The organism is Persicobacter diffluens, assembly GCF_036244895.1.
In the GTDB taxonomy this organism is placed as follows: Bacteria; Bacteroidota; Bacteroidia; order Cytophagales; family Cyclobacteriaceae; genus Persicobacter; species Persicobacter diffluens.
In genome coordinates, this window is record NZ_BQKE01000002.1 from 1,046,416 (window position 1) to 1,065,515 (window position 19,100).

The following is a 19,100-nucleotide window of genomic DNA, read 5'->3' on the forward strand; positions in this document are numbered from 1 at the left end:
TAAGTAGAAGACAAAGTCTAAATAACAGACTTTGTCTTCGGTTCATTTTATTTCAAGGGATTCTGATCTGCTCCGCTAATCGCGGGGTTGGCATCCAGTTCGGACTGTGGAAGCTGCATGATCCACTGCGGGTCTCCGGCAGGCAATTCCATGATCCGGGCCATTCCGGGATCGTGGGTTTTGTCGCGGGTCAGGTCTACTTTGTTACGCATCATATCAAAATAGCGGTGGCCTTCTCCCCAAAGCTCAATTCTTCTTTGGGTATATATTTCCTCCAGTAATTGATCACCGGAAAGGATTCTATCCTGATAATAATAGACACGATTTCTCAAAAGGAAATTGATATCCGCCCGAGCGGTAGCTTCATCACCGATATGGAAAGCAGCTTCGGCACGATTCAGGTAAAGCTCGGCCATCCGCATCATTACATAATCCCCTTCCCAGGCCTGGTTTCTTCTCAAGAACTTACGGGTGGCTAAGGTCGGCCAGATGTAATTTCCTTCCGGATCCAATTCGTAATCGCGGTCGGCATATACATTTCTTCGGATATCATTGGCGGACATTTTTCCATAAAGCTCGTTGGAGATTTTCTTCATGGAGCCCAATGTGGCATAACCACCGGCAAAAGGGTCGATATGCGAAAAGAAGGAAGCATAAATGGTACTTTGTGCCCCATTGATGGCAAGTCCCCACAACCAGCCTGCGCTATAGGCATTATTAAAGCCCTCCGCATAAGATTGCCCGGGCGTTAAATAATGGCCTTTTTCAGTTGCTTTTTCAATGGCCAAGTCAGCATATTCGAATGCGGCATCCCATTCGTTTTTCACCATATACATGCGAGAAAGCAAACCGGCAACGGCTTCATAGCCCAGGTGAGAAGGGTGCTTTCTTCGTACCGAAATCACTTCTTCATCATCCTCTCCCTCGTTTTCCAGTTTTTCTTCCAAAAGGTCGAGGGCTTCCAGATAATCTTCTTCAATCTGTGCATATACTTCTGAAAGTGGCGCACGACTTAAGTTTTCAATCTCTTGGTTAAGCTTAATCGGAATCCCGGCAGCATTTTCGTTCCCTACATAAGTCTGCTGAAACACTTGCACCAAACGGTGGTGTGCATAAGCACGAATGGCCAGGGCCTGCCCTTTCAAATAGTTTTTCTCATGCTCATCGGCCTCCACACCATCAATGGTATTGATGATTTTATTGGCCTGGAAAACCAATTGGTAATAATAACCCCAAATATTGGCCGGACGACTGTGCGTTTCGGCGCGGGAAAACTCAATGCCATAATCATTGGCAAACCAGTTATGGCCCAAAGCATGCAGCGCCATATCATCACAACGCAGATCCAGTGCCAAATTAATCGCCATCTCCCCAAAGGAATCATGCCCTCCGGCCATATACATATAACGATACAGCCCATTGAGTGCAATTTCCTGCCCCTCCACGGAGGAAAGTAATTCCTCTTCCGGCACGGTGTCAGAGGCGGTGCGGTCCAGATAATCTTTGGAACAGCCCATTGAAAAAATCATCAGGGCTGCGATATATAATTTTATACTTAGTCTTTTCATTTCCTTAAAATTTAACATCCAAACCTAAAGACATCGTGCGAATAGGGTAATAGCCATTATTCAGATAGCCATCGGAAGAAGCCGTCCCGGGGAAGTAGCCCTGCATAGAGGAGAAAGTGTATAGATTATCTACCGTGAAGCTTACTCTCATGTAATCCATATAAATGCTTTTTGCTACTCTTGAAGGCAAGGTATAACCGAAGGTAATGTTACGGATGGTGGCATAGCTGGCATCCGAAAGGAAGCGGCTGGAGCTCAACACCTGATCTGCATTATCGATTTCAATTCTTGGTACATCAGTAATATCTCCGGGAGCTTTCCAGGCGTTATGCATATCAGTGTGCATGGCCACCCCATAGCTTGGTCTCATCAACTGGTGATATCCGGAATTATAAACCTGCCCACCAATCTGATAATTCAACATCATGGAGAAATCGAATTGCTTCCAGTTCAGGCGCTGGTTAAGGAAGCCCGTCACATCCGCCAATGCTGTTCCTACATAGTAACGATCTTCATTCTCAGGATTAGTGGTAACCCCGCGACCTTTGCCTTCACCCATGTTTTTATAATACAAAGCATCACCTGTGGCAGGGTCTACTCCGGCGTAATCAAACAAATAGAAATCATAATAAGATCTACCTACTTCCAGACGCTTAGAGCCCGTCCCTACCGATTCCTGTGGGAGGGAAGTGATTTTGTTTTTCATATGCGTAGCAGAGAAATCGATCTCCCAGCCGAAATCTTTACGCTTCAATACATCCGCCGTGATGTTAATTTCCACCCCGTAGTTCTTCATGCCTCCAATATTGGCCGTCTGACCGGACCAACCATTAGATGGCGCAATGGGAAGGGTGAAGATCAAATCCTTAGAGGCATTGTTGAAGTATTCCACACTACCAGAAATTTTATTTTGAAGCACACTGAAATCCAATCCCAGGTTAGTGGCCTGACGCTTTTCCCAGGTCAAATCACGGTTGGCCAGATAGGTCATACGGCCACCGTATTGGGAATTATTCGGATAGGTGAGGCTGTAGTTATCCTGATAGATGTAGTAATTACTTCCCAGGTTTTCATTCCCCTGCTCTCCGAAGGAACCTCTTAATTTCAGGCTATTCAACCAGCTGAAACCCTTTAGAAAATCCTCTTTATGCATGGCCCAGGATCCACCAATGGCCCAGAAGTTACCCCAGCGGGACTCCGGTGCCATTCGAGAAGTACCGTCCAGACGATAGCTGAAAGAAGCATAATACTTTTCATTATAATTATACTCCAGACGAGAGAAATAAGACTCAATTGCGTGCTCATCCAACCAGGAACTGGCATATGTCGGCATGGAGCCTACGCCCAATTCCGGAAGGCCCGGCAATGGGAAACCTGTAGTCGTACCGGTTAATCCTTTTTGCTGATAGAAATAGCTTTCGTGTCCTAACAGAGCGTTTACATTGTGTAAACCAAAGCTATTCTGGTAAGAAATCAGCTGGTTCATGGTCAGGGTCAAATATTCCATGGTCGTTCTGGTGGAGCGACCGTCTACATTGTCTGCATCGCCATAAAGGCTATTTTGATAAGACAGGGAATTACGATTCACATAATCCAGGGTCACATTGGCACGTGCACTCAAATGATCGTCAAACTTCACATTCAGATAAGTACGACCCGAAACCGCATTATTGGAATACCCGTTCGCATCCAGATTATTAGTTCCCACCGCATTGGCATTTCCTAAATACGGACGAGATGGGGCATATTCATAAACCTTTTGACCGGCATCATCCAATTTATAATTACCGTCTTCTTCACGCTGATATACCGGATAAATCGGGGCAATCGTATTGGCAAAAAAGAAAGGATTTGAAGCAGTAGTATTTCCGGTATTAGTTCCCTGAGACTCAGTATAAGTATAGGAAATATTGGCGCCAGTATTCAACCATTTTTTGATGTCTGAATTTACATTTACACGTGCAGAAAAACGGTCGAAACCGGTATTCTTCGCTACCCCATCTTCGCTTAAATAACCTAAAGAAACAAAGTAATCTGCCGTTTCTGCTGCCCCACTCAAGGATACGGAGTACTCCTGACGCAAAGCGGCACCGAAAAGTTCGTCTTCCCAATTGTTTCCATAAAGCGAACTAGCGCCCGGGTTCATTCTTCCTGTCATCGGATCAATCAGCAAACTGTCCGAAACACCAAAAGCGTTGAATCCGCCTAATTGCTCTACTACATTTCGGCGGTAATCTGCGTACTTCGGGTGAGAATATCTCGAATGCTGACCGGAAGCGATCAAACGAGCATCCTCCTCTTCAATATCAGCAGCAATCAGGTTGTTTTTATAACCTTCCCACATTAATTCGTAATACTCTCCCTGATCTACCCGATCATATCCTCTCATGGCACGCTGTGCGATACCTGTTCTTGCTTTAAAAGATACCGTTCCCTGTCCCTGCTTACCTTTTTTTGTCGTAATCATCACTACACCATTGGCCGCACGAGAACCATAAAGCGCTGTTGCTGCCGCATCCTTCAATACGGTCATCGACTCAATATCCGAAGGATTAAGGTTATTCAAAGCACCCCCGAAAGGTACTCCATCCACCACATACAATGGTGCCGAAGAAGCATTTACGGAACCAATACCCCGAATACGGATTGTTGTTCCTGAACCTGGCTGTCCGCTTACGCCGGATACCTGTACCCCCGGAACGGCACCTTCAATCGCATTCTGCACGTTAGATACCTGTAGTTTTTCAATGTGGTCTTTTTTAATGGTAGCGGCAGAACCTGTAAATGAGGATTTCTTCTGCTCTCCATAAGCCACCACCATGACTTCTTCCAATTCGGTGGCATCCACCTCTAAAGCCACTTCCATACGGGACTGATTCCCTACTGTCACGGCTTGTTCTTCATATCCAATGAATGAAAAAAGCAATACCGTTTCAGCTGAAGGTACTTCCAAGGCAAAGTCTCCATTAAAGTCTGTTACCGTACCGACGGTTGTCCCCTTGACCACCACATTGGCTCCAAGAATCTCTTCGCCGGTCTCCTTGTCTTTTACATGGCCGGTGACTTTGACCTGCGCCATCAGTTGCGTTAGTCCGATCAGACTAAACAACATTATTAAATATATTTTTTTCATAAGGTTGAATCTTCCAACGTTTTAATGAAGGAGGAGCGGTTGAAACTCCTCCTTCCAAAAAATTATTGCTTAATCATATTGGCTTGGCCAATAACCGCTTGATTAGTGGAAACGCGGATTATATACAGACCAGCTGGCAGTGCGCTCACCGGCAACTGAATTTGGTTTAGTCCTATATGTAGCAGCTCATTGACTACCTGCATTTTCTGCCCCGTAGCGCTGTAAATTTCAATGCTTCCCTCTCCGGAGAACTCTGAAGTGAAGGCTACGGTCACGAAATCTGAGGCCGGGTTGGGATATAGTCCTAAGGTTAACCCTTCTTCGGCATCCGTTGGGTTTACCACATCAATCATCACCTCAGTGTGATACGGACGGCTCCATACCGGATCGTTGGTGCGGAAAGTAATCTCCGCCGACAGATAATCATCGATATCTTTTGAAGCATCTACACGGAAGTTGATACTTCCTTTTTCTTCAATACCAATCTCTCCTTCATTTCCGCCCGGGAATAGCAACCATGCCTCCGTACCTTCTTCCTTAGAAGCGGCTTTAATCTGCCATGATGCACCACCCATTCCGGCGAAGTTATTGTCTACCCAGAAGCCCTGAGAGATGATATAATCTCTGCCATATTCTTTCCTGTTCACCCCATTATAAGCTTGTGGTAAAGCGATAGAACGCGGATAAGTAAGCTGGATGTAGAAATACTCATAAGGTAGAATTTCCAATTCCTCATCCAGGTCGATCGCGAACCAATGGGCGTCTTCCTCTTCTCCGTCCCAGGTTTTCACTGCGATTTGCTCGTGGATCAAGTGTGTTTCATCCGGATTGGAACCGCCTCTGTAGATGGAAACTTTGATATCGACAATCTCCGTTTTCTCAATTCTACACATGGTCCAAACTCTTGACAATTTGGTACCTGCTTCCGGTGCCTGGTATTTGGTCGCTACAGAGAAAGGAACGCCTTCTCCAAAACCTAATACATTGTGTGCCTCGTTCGACAGTAAGTGCGCAAAGAAGTGCTCGTAATCGCCTTTTGCCGGCACATCTCCTTCCATATCTCCCTCTTCATTATAGCTTTTCATGCTTCTTGAAAGCGGTGCGAATGGTAAGGCCTCTGCTTCAATAATTTCCGGCTGGAAGTATCTCGCAAACGGCTCGTACTGACGATAGTACTCCACGGCTGCTTTGTATGACAATGGCGATTTTCCTTCCTCATTGGACAAGGCAATATTGAAGGTCTTACGATCACCTCTCATGATTTCATCACGGATTATCTCATCATGACCACCATAAACTGGCGCGCTACCCAAGGCCGCTTTCCACGGAATGGTCACCACTTTTACCGTAGGATCATTACTGATACCGGCATCTCTCCAGCTAAAGTTCAGGATAGTGGACAGGTCGATATACTCATCGCTCAACAACACACCCTGAGAAGGATTCGATGGACGATCGCCGTATTCCGGTGAAACCTCTACCACAAAGTCAAAGAATCTTCCTGGCTCAATGAATTTTGGCTCTTCGAAATCATAACCCTCATATGGCGTGAAGGTGTAAATACTACCGCCATCATATACACGCTCTCCTAATAGTTGTCTTGGCGAAGACTTTTCAAAACCAGCCCCTAATACTTCGATTGGCGCCGTTCCGGTATTGGTCATTCGCATTTGTAACTGATAAGTCTCTCTTAGAAGAGGATTGAAAGATTCATAGAAAAGGATACCCAAATCCACATCATCATGCTCCATGGATACTTCTCCCACGCCATTCAGCTGTACGCTTAATGGATGCTTGAAATCCTCCTCTGTCTCCGGAACATTAGTAATGGCATGTACTTCACCTTCCGCTTCCCAACCTGTAATCTCGCGAGAATCTACCAATAGGTTGTAGTTACCAGAGGTATTCGGCTCCAATAGAAATTTCTGCTGTGGACGGAAAACGATCGACATCTCATCTGCTAGGAATCCTTCCATAAAAGAAACCTGATAGCCTTGCAATTTATCTTCACTCTGAATACCAATGGAACCGAAAGCATCTAAGAAATAAGGCGTATTCTCTTCTTCCCATTCGGACTCCGGCATATGATACTGGAACTTGAAATTACCGGTAGAATACAAGATCAATTGGAAACTCATCGAATAACCCATACCGAACATATCATTGTATCGGTGGTACTGAATCGTCACCTTATCCTCTTCCTCCAAGTAGTATACCCCGGCATCATCCGGATATTCGTAAAAATTAGGTGCAGTAGGATGATACAATGGTGCAATCACCGTCTGCCAACGGCTACGGTCATGTGGAATATAAGGAATGATGCCCGGCTCATCCCACTGTTTGTTTTCTACCTCATTGAAGGTCACGAAACCAAAGGAGGCAATATTCATTTCGGTATACTGCTTCCCGTAGAACTCAAATGGGAACGGCAACTGCTTATTGGCAAATGGCTTATCTGTCCAGAAGTTCAGATCCGGCATATACTCTGCTTGCGGGTGTTCTGCCAAATCTACCCAGTCATAAGTTGGGCCTGTTCTTCCGCACACCTCGATGATTTCCCAACCACCGGATTGCTCCCACCAACATTCTTCTTTACCAATTTCAAAATGGTAATCTACTTCAGCCACTTCATCTCCAGCACCTATCTGATTCACATTGAACCAGCTTTCGGTATCGAAGAAGAATTCCAAATCAGAGCGCCCTTCGTTTTTAACGGTGAATGGCACATTTTCCAATTCACCACGATTCATCACTAAATCGGTAGACTCATTCTCCCACTGCCAAGTAAAGATCGGCACCTCCACGATTTCAGAAGTCAAATCAAAGGATAGTGGATCTACTCCTGAAAGTTCCACATTCAACTGCGCTTCATAAGTTCCTACTTGCGTAGTGTTGGCCACCACTTCCACATAAGCCGTCTCTTTTGGTGCAATACGGTTCCCTACTAGAGATTCGTTGACAATTTCAAAACCATTTCCAGTGATCTCCAGACTTTTAATTTCAAATAAAGAAGTACCGGTATTACTTAGCGGAATGTATTTAGAATTCAGATTCTGATTCAATACCGCATCAAAATGCAAGTCTTCAACGATAGATTCCACACCCGGAACACCACCAGAGATGATATTCATGCTCACATGGACTCCCTGAGAGGTATTATTCGGATCATTGGATACGATTGCGATATACTGCTCAAACTCACCCTCAAACCAATCCGATGGATCTACATCGAAAGTGATGACATCTTCCTCACCCGATAAAAGCGTACCATGCGTCTTGTTGAAATTCTTCGCCATGGAAACCCCAGGGTTGTGGAACTGTAAGTAATAACCCAATGCCGTCTTTTTCAACATTTCGCTATCTTCCATGTCAATCAAAGCATAACCTGTCGCTGGGAAGCTATTCCATCCCTTGAAGAACATTCCATCCTCCTGATTCGGCTCCTCAATCGCCACAAAAGTCTCTCTTCTCAACTGGTAACCCTCCTCTGCACCTTCAGCAGGGAAGGAATCATCATATAAGATTTCAATGTCTCCATTACTGTAAATCACATATTGGAAACTGAAAGCCTTATTGTAAACACCAGAAGTAGCAATTTTCACATCCTGATACTGTACGGTCAATTTCCCTTGTTCTTTCAGGAACAATAACTTACCGCCGTCATTGAAAGACAGGTTCTGGAACATTCCGGAGATATAACCTTCCGGCATATAGATATCCAAAAAGCTTGGTGTTGCATTAAAGTTGTGATCATTAAAGGCTAGGATACCATACTTACTCAGATAAATATGACCAAAATACTGACCGAAAAATGGGAAGGCAAAACCGATATCAATACGGTGGTTAACCTTCGATCCTACACGAATTTCTTCCGTTACATCCACTACCGAAACATGACCGGAAATATCGGAAAAGGATGGAGGATTTTCTGCCTCAGCTTCCTCTAAAAAGCTGTATTGGAAATCAGTATTATAAGTATATCCATATAAGTTACTACGCTCATAATCCGGAATGTCCTTATCGGTATAGTTGGCAATCACATATTCCAATGCCGCTTTACCTTCATTTCGAACAGTGAAGGTGTTTCCGGTAATGGTCGGATCATTCAAATCTGAATCAGGCAAGTCGATTTCATTAGGCTCCAGCACCAACACACTTGGCGCAATTCCACTACCGGACAATACCAATCTGATTTCCACATCGGTATTTTCCATTCTACCATAAGCCGTCGCATAGTACTCACGCTCCTCTTCCGGTGAGAAGGTCACGCGAATTCTATCACGGTATCGTGCATTCAATTGTCCCAAACCTTCTACGGAGAAGGCATCTGCATCCTCTCCCTCAACCGTCCACTGAATGTTTTCCGCATTCGCGTAGCCTTGATTGGTGATGTAAATCTCCTGACGATTGCTTCCGCCCTGGAACACACGACCGAAATCCGACAACTCACGGTATTCAAATTCCGGATCTACATTTTCCAGATTGAAGTTGACGTCATAGTTATAGTAAGTCTCCTGATTTTCATTGGTCAAAAAGGTATGGGCCAATTCATGCTCCCCTGCCATTACGCTATCCAGCTGCATCTCCAATTGAATCGTCAATTCCTCACCAGCAGCCAAAACTCCACTGTTCACAGAAGGATGAAGAATATTTCTGGACTGATCTCTCACCGGGTGAACAGCAATGTCAAATACTGCTCCATGCCATTGTGGGAGATTGTTCATCAACGATTCATTCAAATCTTCCCAGGTATTTCCACCATCAAAAGACATCATGGATGTTTTATCCCAAGAGGCTCCAGCCCAGTTTCCAATATACATCGGAGTGGTATTGAATTTACCTGAAGGATGATGAACCACCACCCAGAAAATTTCCCCCTCTTCAAATACTAACTTATTGGGTAAATAAGCCCAACGGTTTAGGGATAAAGGTTGCTCCAATTCAGAGATATAGTCATTCGCATTAAAATCTCTTGCCTGAACAGCCGCTACACGCTTGGCGCTTTCCAACTTGCTTCCCAAGAAAATTTCCACGGTTTCATTTCCATAAAAATCCGGTCTGCCATAAGTAGCGAAAGAAATGTAATCCATCACATACTTTTCGCCATCAATATCCGGAATGGTGAAACGCTGTGCCATGGAGTTGGTCGTATAACGACTTCCATCCCCAATTACGGTTCTGTAAGTCTGGTAAGGATCTCCAAAGCCATCCAATACCGGAATAGTACGGTCTGTTGGATCAAGGCTACCTACATAATTTGAAGCCGAAGGATCAGAAGAGTTTCTAGCCGCAGCGATGGCATACAAATCATCACGTTCCAACATCTTGGTCACCAATGGAGTGTCTGCATTGACTCCAACATCGGAGCCAGAAGACATCCGCGCAGCAACTGGTGCGAAAGTAGAAGCTACCTCAGGCGCCTCAGCGGCCGCAATAGCACTTCTGCCGAAATCCTCCATGCTGGAAGACAAATTCCAAATCAACATACCACCTTCACCTGGCTCTGTATCATTTTTGATTTTGATCCATGGGGTATGTGGGTTTTTAAAATCCGCAGTGATCAGGTGATTATCTTCCTCATCCAACGCATCGAATTCTACCACCAATTTTGGTGATCTCAATATATCAGCTACGATCGCCGCTGTAACGGTATTGCTATTGCCCCAACGATCGAAAGCCTGCAATTTAGCGTAGACTTTTGTACCAAAATCAAGGTGATCAAGTTTGTTCAACTCATATTGAAAAACATTTCCCGCTTTCACCCCTCTATTTTTAATGGTCACCACTGTCTGATCCGCAAAATCACTTGAGGTGGCCCAGGTTAATTCATAATAATCCGGGTTCATATCCACTACGTCAGAAGGAACCGTCCACTGGTAAGCTACTAAATCAAAAGAGCTCCCCATTACTTCAAAATCCGTGATGTTTTCCGGACCTTGCCCATCATCAATTCTCAATGCCAATTCCGTATCAATATACCCACTCCCTAACTGCCCGGCGTAGGCTGGCGAGTTGTGCTCGTATATATCGTGTACAGAGGTCACCAAAATGTTTTCCAATTCTTCAGCGGTAATCTTTCCGAAATATTCCGGATGAGAAACAATTAATGCCGCGATACCGGAAACATGCGGACAAGCCATAGAAGTACCTGCCATATAGGCATAACGGTCATATGGACCGGTACTTAATACTTCTGTGATCCCGTAACCATCACCTCCAGGTGCAAATAAGTCGAAAAAATCTCCAAAGTTTGAATACGATGCTTTGGTAAAATCAGGAGCCATAGCCCCTACTGAAATCACCTCTGGATAAGCACCGGGATAAAATTTTAAATTCAAATTATAATTTCCGGGAGCAAACATTACCACACCACCTTTCATCGGACTGCCCTCGTAATCACCGGCCTCCGCGATAAAATATTTGATCGCATCATAAATCACTTTCTCTTCATAATCCGGGGCGGTATAACCCCAGGAATTTTGAGAAATAACGGCGCCATTATCGGCAGCATATATATAAGACTCCGCAATGCGTTCAGCAGTAGCCTGAGCGGTTAGAATCTGACAAACCATCACGCGGGCACCATCTCCATTACCGGATCCACCTGCTACACCGGATACACCAATTCCATTGTTATTAGTTGCAGCTACCGTTCCGGCTACATGCGTTCCGTGTGGATCAGGGGTAATTTCAGGGGAATTATCACCAAAATTAAACCCATGGATATCATCCACATACCCATTATCATCACTATCTTTTCCTGCATTGGACCCTGAATTCGACTCCCCCGGATTCACCCATAAGTTATCTACTAAGTCTTCATGCCTGATATCTACCCCTTCATCGTGAATGGATACAATCACTCGTGGATCTCCATATACGCTATGTCGTGCCCAGGCCTCAAATAAATTAATATCTGCTCCGGCTTTGGCTTTAGGGTGAAATTCCCCATCATTATGATAATGCCACTGATCGGGCAAAGAAGGGTCATCCATCGGAAAGTCTCCTTCATTCATCATGCGAAGCGCATTTAAATCTACTTCGATGAGTTCCCCTTTTTCATAATTTTTCTCATAATTCGGCTCGGCGATTTCAACCGACCCCAATTGCTGATAATTAGTCAGGAATTCAGAAATATTCTGACCAGGATCACCAATGACTTCATACCATAGGTGAAGTCCGTGTTTTCTTAGTTTGGCTTCATTGCCTCCTTTGGGCTCGAATATTCTGCGAACCTCTGTGGCACCGAAACCTACACTAATCTGGTCAAATGCTGGTATCCCGGTCGTAATTTCATCTCCAGACGTTCTGGCATTCGAAAAATTCTCCGGTTGTTGGCCCTCGTAAAATTTTATGCGAATGACACCGGACCGCATGCCATCCACAAATTGAGCATTACTATAATTTGCCAATACACTTACCGTGAGGATAAACACCCCAAGATAGGCTACAAGCGCCTTATAATATCTTTTGAAAAAATTTACCATTGATATTAAAGGTTAAGATTGGTAATTAGGTTATAAGATTACAGATTACTTTTGATGACTATCCTTTTCCAGGGCTTTCACCATTTTTTTAAGAGCTGAATTCAAAACTGAACGATGCCGTATCTGCTGTTTAAGATGCTCATCGTTTTTTTGATCCTCAACCCCCTCTTTATTCTCTTTATTTTCTTCTTTTTTCATATCAAATTCACGCCTTCCACACACAATCTTAAGGCGTTTCTTTACCATTCTCTAATCAGCCACCCAAACTTGAACACTACCGTCCTTTTCATTCAGCACTACACCTACTTTCATTCACCACTCATTCTCGCCTAAACGACTGACTCCCAATCTTTGTAACCCTCTAATTTTGTCTTAAAAAAAATAAGTTTTCGCTTATAAAAAAGCGAGCAAACACGATTTAGCAAGGCCGGATTTACGGAATTTTCAATGGCTTTCCTTCAAAAAATCAGAATATGGTTCCGTAGCACTCCCATTTACCCAAAGCAGTAATAATGATTAAAATACATCCATAGCGCCGGTTCCACATTAAGAGCGTGTTGAAAAACGCACCATCCGGCTACCAATTCGAATCATTCTCCGCAAGATTTAGAAATCCCATTCAAAGACCTCACTTTCTTTACCTTACCATTATTTTAACAAACTTTTTAATCGCCCTAATTTGGAGTGGACTGCTTTCACCTCCTTTATCTGCTTCCATGGAAAAAACTTAGCATAGAGCTCTATTCCTTCATTTTTCCAGCCTTGCTGGTAAAAGAGGATTGGAGTATGAAAATTTCGCCAAAGAAGATTGTAAAGACATAAGAAATATACACGCATATTAAAACAACATTATTTAATCATTTGATTAAATATACAGTGCGTATTTTACTTATGTAACAATAGCAAAATCAATATTTTCTAATAAAAGAGAGGTGAGAATATCCTAAAACACTTTAATTTCCAACAAGCACAACTAAGGAGACCGTGACTTCATTAAAATTCCTTATATTAGTAAATTAACGAAATAATATGTCCCATATTCATATAGTATGAATATTAAATCTATATTTTTAGCCTTACTATTATTTTATTCTTTGCCATTTTATGGTAAGGAAAATATTGACAGCCTAGTCGTTGTGGCTAATACCGCTGCCTCCCCGATTGACAAAAGCCTTTCCCTGCTGGAACTGGCCAATTTCTATGCTTTCAGCAGTCCGGAGAGATCCTTCGAATACACTGAAAACCTGGAAGCGGTCATTGAAAGCATCGATGATCCCCTTGAAAGAGCAAAAGTTTTCTCCAAGTATGGCTATGTCCTTTTCAGTAGAAACCAATTTGTAAAAGCTACGGAGAAATACCTCCTTAGCCGAAAAATCTATGAAGATTATGGGGTGGAAAAAGAACTTGTGTTACTGGACAATAATTTAGGGCTGGTTTATGAAAGAAAAGGAGAATATCCCCGAGCCATTGCCTTATTTAAACGCGCTTATAAAGGCCTCGATAATTTTAGCCATCATCGAAAACACCAACTGAGGGCCTCGGTATGTTTGAATCTGGGTTCAGCCATGCAGGGATTGGATAGTTTGGAAAAAGCCCGGGCATACTATCTGGAAGCTATCCGATCAGCCGAAATCTCACAAATGCTGCTGCCCAAGGCAAAAGCTTTGCATAATTTAGGGAATTTAAGTTTTGCTCATCAGGAATACCCGGAGGCCAAAAATTACTTTGAGCAAGCTCTTTTTCTAAAAGATAGCCTGAGGCAGAATAAAAGTATGTTCAGTGATTTGGTGGGCATGGCGCGTTATTATATTGCCATTGACAGCCCCTACTACGCGCTGCCCTATATTGAAAAAGCAACGCTAATTACCCTTGAAAATGATCACCCTTATTACCAACAGGACATTCATCTGCTTAAACATAGCTTCTATGAAAAAACGAATCAGGTGGATTCTGCACTACTGGAATATAAAGCATATAAGCAATACTCAGATGAACTGATTCGTTCAGAACAAACCGGTGTGGTCAGCAATCTGATGTATCAATATGAACTGGATAAAAAGGCGGATCGAGAAAGAGAAGCGAATGAAAGATGGCGAATGCTGCTATATGGAGGTATTTTCTTTTTAATCGGCTTAATTCTATTTCTCATTCTCCTTGGCTTATTACAAAGACAGAAAACTAAGAAAGTACAGGAAGAAAAACAGCGGATTCAGGCCGAAAAAGAGCTGGTGGAACAACAACTGGATTTCAAGAATAAAGAACTGGTCAGCAACGTGACGCATTTGGTCCAAAAAAACGAACTGATCAATGTGGTCTCCCAACAACTTTTTGATTTCAAATCAGGGCTGAGAATGGATCAGAGACGAAAACTAGCCTCCATCATCGAAAACCTCCAAGATATTAACAATGATGAAGCCTGGGAAGAATTCAGTCTTCGTTTTAATGCGGTACATTCCAATTTTTATCAATCATTAGAAGACCGGCACGGCAAACTTACCTCCAATGAACGTAAGCTATCTGCCCTTTTAAGGATGGATATGAATACAAAGGAGATTTCGGCGATTACCGGCCAAAGCCCCAAAGCGATTGAAGTGGCCAGAACCCGCTTAAGGAAAAAGCTTGAAATTGATAATACAGAAATCAACCTGACCTCCTATTTGCAGGCGTTTGGGCAGGAGACGACAGTATAAATCCTCGGCTCCCCGAACCTATCACTTCCCGCGCCTTCGGGGAACCGGTAAGACTACATTGCCCAAAAATAAACCAGAAAGTACTGAAGCACAGGGAGCACTTTTCCAAAACAGTCTGCTTTTTTATTGGGCTTGGGCTGCAGAAAGGGTTTTCAGCTTACTTGATTAACCCGGATTATCCATACTTTAATCCTCGTTTAGCTGCCAGGCAGAAAAAATGAAGGAAAAGTTTCCTAATTCGAGTTTTTTCCAACGTAGCGGATGAATGAGAAGAAAGCAAGACTACCCAAATTTGGGCTTTCAAAATTTTAGCAGACCAAATCATAAAAAATTGACTAACGGCCCCTTGTAATAGATTCTAAAACTAGCGGTGAATAATTCGGGTTAAAAAGAGTTTTTTGCATTATGTTAAACAAAGCTCAAAATCAACTCCATGGCCCTTTATTTATTCTACTCAAAGCATATTCCCCGAAACCTTTGATTATCAGCGCGGGATTCAAAATGCCCCCATCTCCGGCCATTGCCAATATCAGGAAGTAATTTCAGAAAATTGATTTCCAGGGCGACCCTATTTTCTCAAAAAAACCGGAGATCACCCGCACAATAATCAAATATTCGGGAATAATTTGGACTAGCAAACCCGCAGTTAAAGTTTGGCCTGAATAATGGTTTCGACAGTATCTGTTGCAGTCGCGGCAAAGTAGCCCAGAATATCGCTTCGATTCCAATTAGAACTTGGATTGGCCGGAACGCCAATATTTGAAGCTCCACTTAAATCAGACAGATTTTTATAATACTGATACATGGCGCGGTCAATGGTTTCTACTACAATGGTGGCGGTATCTCCCTCAAAGTAAATCCCATATAAAGGAATGCCATTTTCCTTACTTAAATAAAAGCCCTCCTCCAATTCGTGATTATTGTAAGGATGGATCCTTGCATTAGCATCCGCATCAATCATATAATACACTATGCCTTGATAGTCGCCAAATTTCACCGAATCCGGTACATGATCGGGCAAATCGATCGGCTTATAAAAGTATTCAAACACCGTTTGCTCACTTGGTGGATAAAGATAGGAGCTCGCCTGAAAGCTTTTCCCTACCAAATCAAACGATATTTGATATAACCTTCCTACCTGCCCCTCGAAGTCCGCATGGCTGTAGTGCCCAATACTATCCTCGTTCAACAGCACCTCCTTGCCTCCATCATCGGACAGTCTGATTTCCAGATCCGAAATGTACTCCCGTTTTCCTGCTTCATAGTAGGGAGATGTCCAGCTTACTTTCACCAAAGGAGCCTGTCCTTCCCGGACATTCGCCTCCACTACGGGCATTTTTTTATAATTTAAATCCAGCTTAATATCTTTCTCGCATGAGGTCAACAGTATCACCACTGCAAGAAGCTTCAACAAAATGATTTTTTTCATGATGATATATCGATTAAAAATTAATAGCATAAGAGATACTAGGCACCAAGGAAAACATGGCAATGATTTTACTATTCACTACAGCCGGATTCTCCTGATCTTGTTCGAAAATTAACATATAGGGATTATAACGGGCATAAGCATTATAGATAGAAAAACTCAACATATGCTCATAGTGCTTGGTCCTTTTCAATTTTAAATTGGCTCCGATATCTAATCGATGCGTAGCCGGCATTCTATCCTGATTCCGATCCCCGTAAACCGGATAGTATTTGTCTTCTATCCAATAGCCGCCAGAGGGAAAAGTAACCGCATTACCGGTCATATAGACCCATGAGGCTGAAATATCCCATTTCTTATTTAGCTTATACATTCCCACCAGGCTGAAGTCATGCGGACGATCATAAAAAGTAGGAAACCAGCTACCCGCATTTATTTCATCAAATTGCTTTTCCGTCCTGGACCAGGTATAGGAGGCCCAACCCGTGAACCTTCCCTTATTTTTCCGGAATAACAATTCCAGCCCATAAGCCCGGCCTTCCCCAAAGGCGATTCCCGCTTCAAAATAAGGATTGCCCATAATGTCTGCCCCGTCTTTGAACTCGGTTACATTATGTAATTTTTTATAATATAACTCCGCAGAAAATTCGTAATCATAATCGTTAATGCCTTTAAAATAACCGAGAGAAAATTGGTCACCATATTGCGCCGGAATATAGTCAGTAGCCGGAAACCAAACATCCACCGGCGAACCGGAAGCATTATAAGCCACCATATGTACGTATTGCATATTACGGGAATATCCTCCTTTAATGGCATTATTCTTCCCAAACTGGTAATTAAAAGATAATCGTGGTTCCCATCCTGAATGCGTGGCCACAGACTCCCGATCCCCATACATACGCTTTTCTACAGGGTCACCAAAATCATTAAAAGTATAAAAAGGACCCGGACCACGGACATCAAATACGGAGTAGCGAAGGCCGGATTGTAAAGTGAAATTGGGCGTAAAATTATAGAGAAAGGAAACAAAAGCCCCTCCTTCCAAAGCATTCCGGCGGATCATTTGGGACTCCCCCGGAACATCCTCTGCCACATCAAAATCATTGGGTTTATAATGATGTTGAATAAGCTCTCCTCCGGCTTTAAGACTATATTTATCCGTAAACTTTTCCAATTGATAGCGAGCCGTCACATCCTCAATATTGGAATAAATATTGGTCCCCATAAAATCCGAACCCGCTACATAATCAAATTTATTATAATGAACTGAAAATTTCGAGGCAAAATCATCCTTGAATAAATGAGACCATTCCAAAGTGGTAGTGGTATTTCCCCAGTCAAAACCAAATAAATCTCCATATCCCATTTTATCTCTTCCGTAATAAGCTGAGAGAGATATTCGATCTTTCTCCGTCACATTATAGGCCGCCTTCATGGTTAAATCATAAAAAAACATATCAGAGTTTCGAAAGGATTCATCTACCATCCCATATAATAAATCCGCATATGTTCTTCGACCGGAAATAATAAGTGATCCTTTGTCCGTGACTATGGGTGTTTCTATGGATGCCTTGGAAGAGATCAGTCCAATACTTGCTGAACCGGCAGTTTTCTTCCGATCACCCTCTCTCATTTCAATATCCAAAACCGCTGAAAGTCGCCCCCCATATTCAGCCGGAGGAGCTCCTTTATACAACTCCATTCCTTCCAGTACATCATTATTAAAAACGGAAAAGAAACCCATCAAATGAGAGGCGTTATAAACCGTGGCGCCATCGAGCAAAACCAAATTTTGATCCATGGCTCCTCCACGGACATAAAAACCCGTACTCCCCTCCCCTCCGGTTTTCACTCCTGGTAGATACTGCAGGGTTTTAATCACATCCTTTTCTCCAAAAAGCACCGGTATATTGTCAATTTCCTCAATCGATACAGATTCCAGACCTACCACCGGCGTCTTTAACCGATCATCCAATCGCCGGGCACTGACAATCACCTCCTCCAGCTCCTCGGTTTCCTCCACCAAGACAATTTTCAAAGGCTTTTTAAGTGGCAGCTTTACTTTGACTTTTTGATCCTGATATCCAATATAAGAAAATATCAATTCCACAACCGGCGCTTTCACCTGTAAAGTGAATTTTCCCTGTAGGTCTGAAATATTCCCTGTTGGAGTTCCGGCAACCCGAATATTGACGCCTACTAAAGCAGACTTACTTTCCGCATCCATAACCTTACCTTCCAGGGAATATAGGGCCGATTGCGCACTCAAAGTAATCGGAATCAAGCACAGAAAAACGGGCAATATTACGCCCACTAATATAAATTTAAAAGATGTCATCAAAGGATAAATTTAGTCCCCGCAAATTTCGGTCAATTATTATTCCTGAACAAAAGGTAAGGATATATTATTCCCAAAAATGAAGAAAATTATTTAGCATTCTTAACATAAATGGTAGTATCCCATTATGTTTTCATTTGTATCAGTATAGTTAATACCCATATTTCCGAATAAAACTATTTCATAAAAAAAGAGTCATTTCCATTAATTTTATAATCCAGATACACATACCCACTCGATTTACAGGATCTGTTTTTTTCAACCCTCAATGCGGTAAGCCTATATTAAAACCCTTTCCCTCTTTCCTCAGAGATTCTCCTCATTAGCAATCCTTCTACCGGGAGCATTAAGAGAAGCAAACAGCAAGCGAAAAAACAGCACCAGAACACCCTCACTAACAGCTCCTTGAACTTAAACGAACACTTCCCTAGGAGCCTGTCGGATTACCCCAA

At 43.0% G+C, this 19,100-nt stretch carries 7 protein-coding genes; 1 reads left to right on the plus strand and 6 read right to left on the minus strand.

What is annotated here, in order from left to right:
* Positions 1-47: 47 nt before the first annotated feature.
* The 4 genes from AAA970_RS18235 to AAA970_RS18250 all read right to left on the minus strand — a co-directional run bounded on the left by AAA970_RS18235 (position 48) and on the right by AAA970_RS18250 (position 12,386).
* On the minus strand, positions 48-1,568 hold the full coding sequence (locus AAA970_RS18235; RefSeq protein WP_338238328.1) for a RagB/SusD family nutrient uptake outer membrane protein: 1,521 nt from the start codon (positions 1,566-1,568) through the stop codon (positions 48-50).
* Positions 1,569-1,572: 4 nt separating this feature from the next.
* Complete coding sequence (locus tag AAA970_RS18240) at positions 1,573-4,701, minus strand: SusC/RagA family TonB-linked outer membrane protein (RefSeq protein WP_338238329.1); 3,129 nt, start codon at positions 4,699-4,701, stop codon at positions 1,573-1,575.
* 62 nt (positions 4,702-4,763) lie between these two features.
* A complete protein-coding gene (locus tag AAA970_RS18245; protein ID WP_338238330.1) occupies positions 4,764-12,188 on the minus strand; it encodes a S8 family serine peptidase in 7,425 nt (2,474 codons plus the stop codon).
* A 45-nt stretch (positions 12,189-12,233) separates the two neighbouring features.
* Complete coding sequence (locus AAA970_RS18250) at positions 12,234-12,386, minus strand: hypothetical protein (RefSeq protein WP_338238331.1); 153 nt, start codon at positions 12,384-12,386, stop codon at positions 12,234-12,236.
* Between the two features lie 851 nt (positions 12,387-13,237).
* Between AAA970_RS18250 and AAA970_RS18255 the strand changes: the two genes are divergently transcribed.
* Complete coding sequence (locus tag AAA970_RS18255) at positions 13,238-14,878, plus strand: tetratricopeptide repeat protein (RefSeq protein WP_338238332.1); 1,641 nt, start codon at positions 13,238-13,240, stop codon at positions 14,876-14,878.
* 646 nt (positions 14,879-15,524) lie between these two features.
* Here AAA970_RS18255 and AAA970_RS18260 read toward each other — a convergent pair.
* Together AAA970_RS18260 and AAA970_RS18265 are read right to left on the minus strand one after the other, a co-directional pair.
* Positions 15,525-16,307 carry a DUF4249 family protein gene (locus tag AAA970_RS18260; RefSeq protein WP_338238333.1) on the minus strand — a complete coding sequence of 261 codons (783 nt, stop codon included), beginning with the start codon at positions 16,305-16,307 and terminating at the stop codon, positions 15,525-15,527.
* Positions 16,308-16,320: 13 nt separating this feature from the next.
* Entirely contained in the window at positions 16,321-18,648 is a 2,328-nt protein-coding gene (locus AAA970_RS18265) for a TonB-dependent receptor (protein WP_338238334.1), read from the minus strand.
* Positions 18,649-19,100: the final 452 nt, after the last annotated feature.

Bases quoted from the DNA above. Each gene is read 5' to 3' on its own strand.
- AAA970_RS18240 (WP_338238329.1), bottom strand. From the start codon at position 4,701: ATGAAAAAAATATATTTAATAATGTTGTTTAGTCTGATCGGACTAACG.
- AAA970_RS18255 (WP_338238332.1), top strand. From the start codon at position 13,238: ATGAATATTAAATCTATATTTTTAGCCTTACTATTATTTTATTCTTTG.
- AAA970_RS18250 (WP_338238331.1), bottom strand. From the start codon at position 12,386: ATGAAAAAAGAAGAAAATAAAGAGAATAAAGAGGGGGTTGAGGATCAA.
- AAA970_RS18245 (WP_338238330.1), bottom strand. From the start codon at position 12,188: ATGGTAAATTTTTTCAAAAGATATTATAAGGCGCTTGTAGCCTATCTT.
- AAA970_RS18235 (WP_338238328.1), bottom strand. From the start codon at position 1,568: ATGAAAAGACTAAGTATAAAATTATATATCGCAGCCCTGATGATTTTT.
- AAA970_RS18260 (WP_338238333.1), bottom strand. From the start codon at position 16,307: ATGAAAAAAATCATTTTGTTGAAGCTTCTTGCAGTGGTGATACTGTTG.
- AAA970_RS18265 (WP_338238334.1), bottom strand. From the start codon at position 18,648: ATGACATCTTTTAAATTTATATTAGTGGGCGTAATATTGCCCGTTTTT.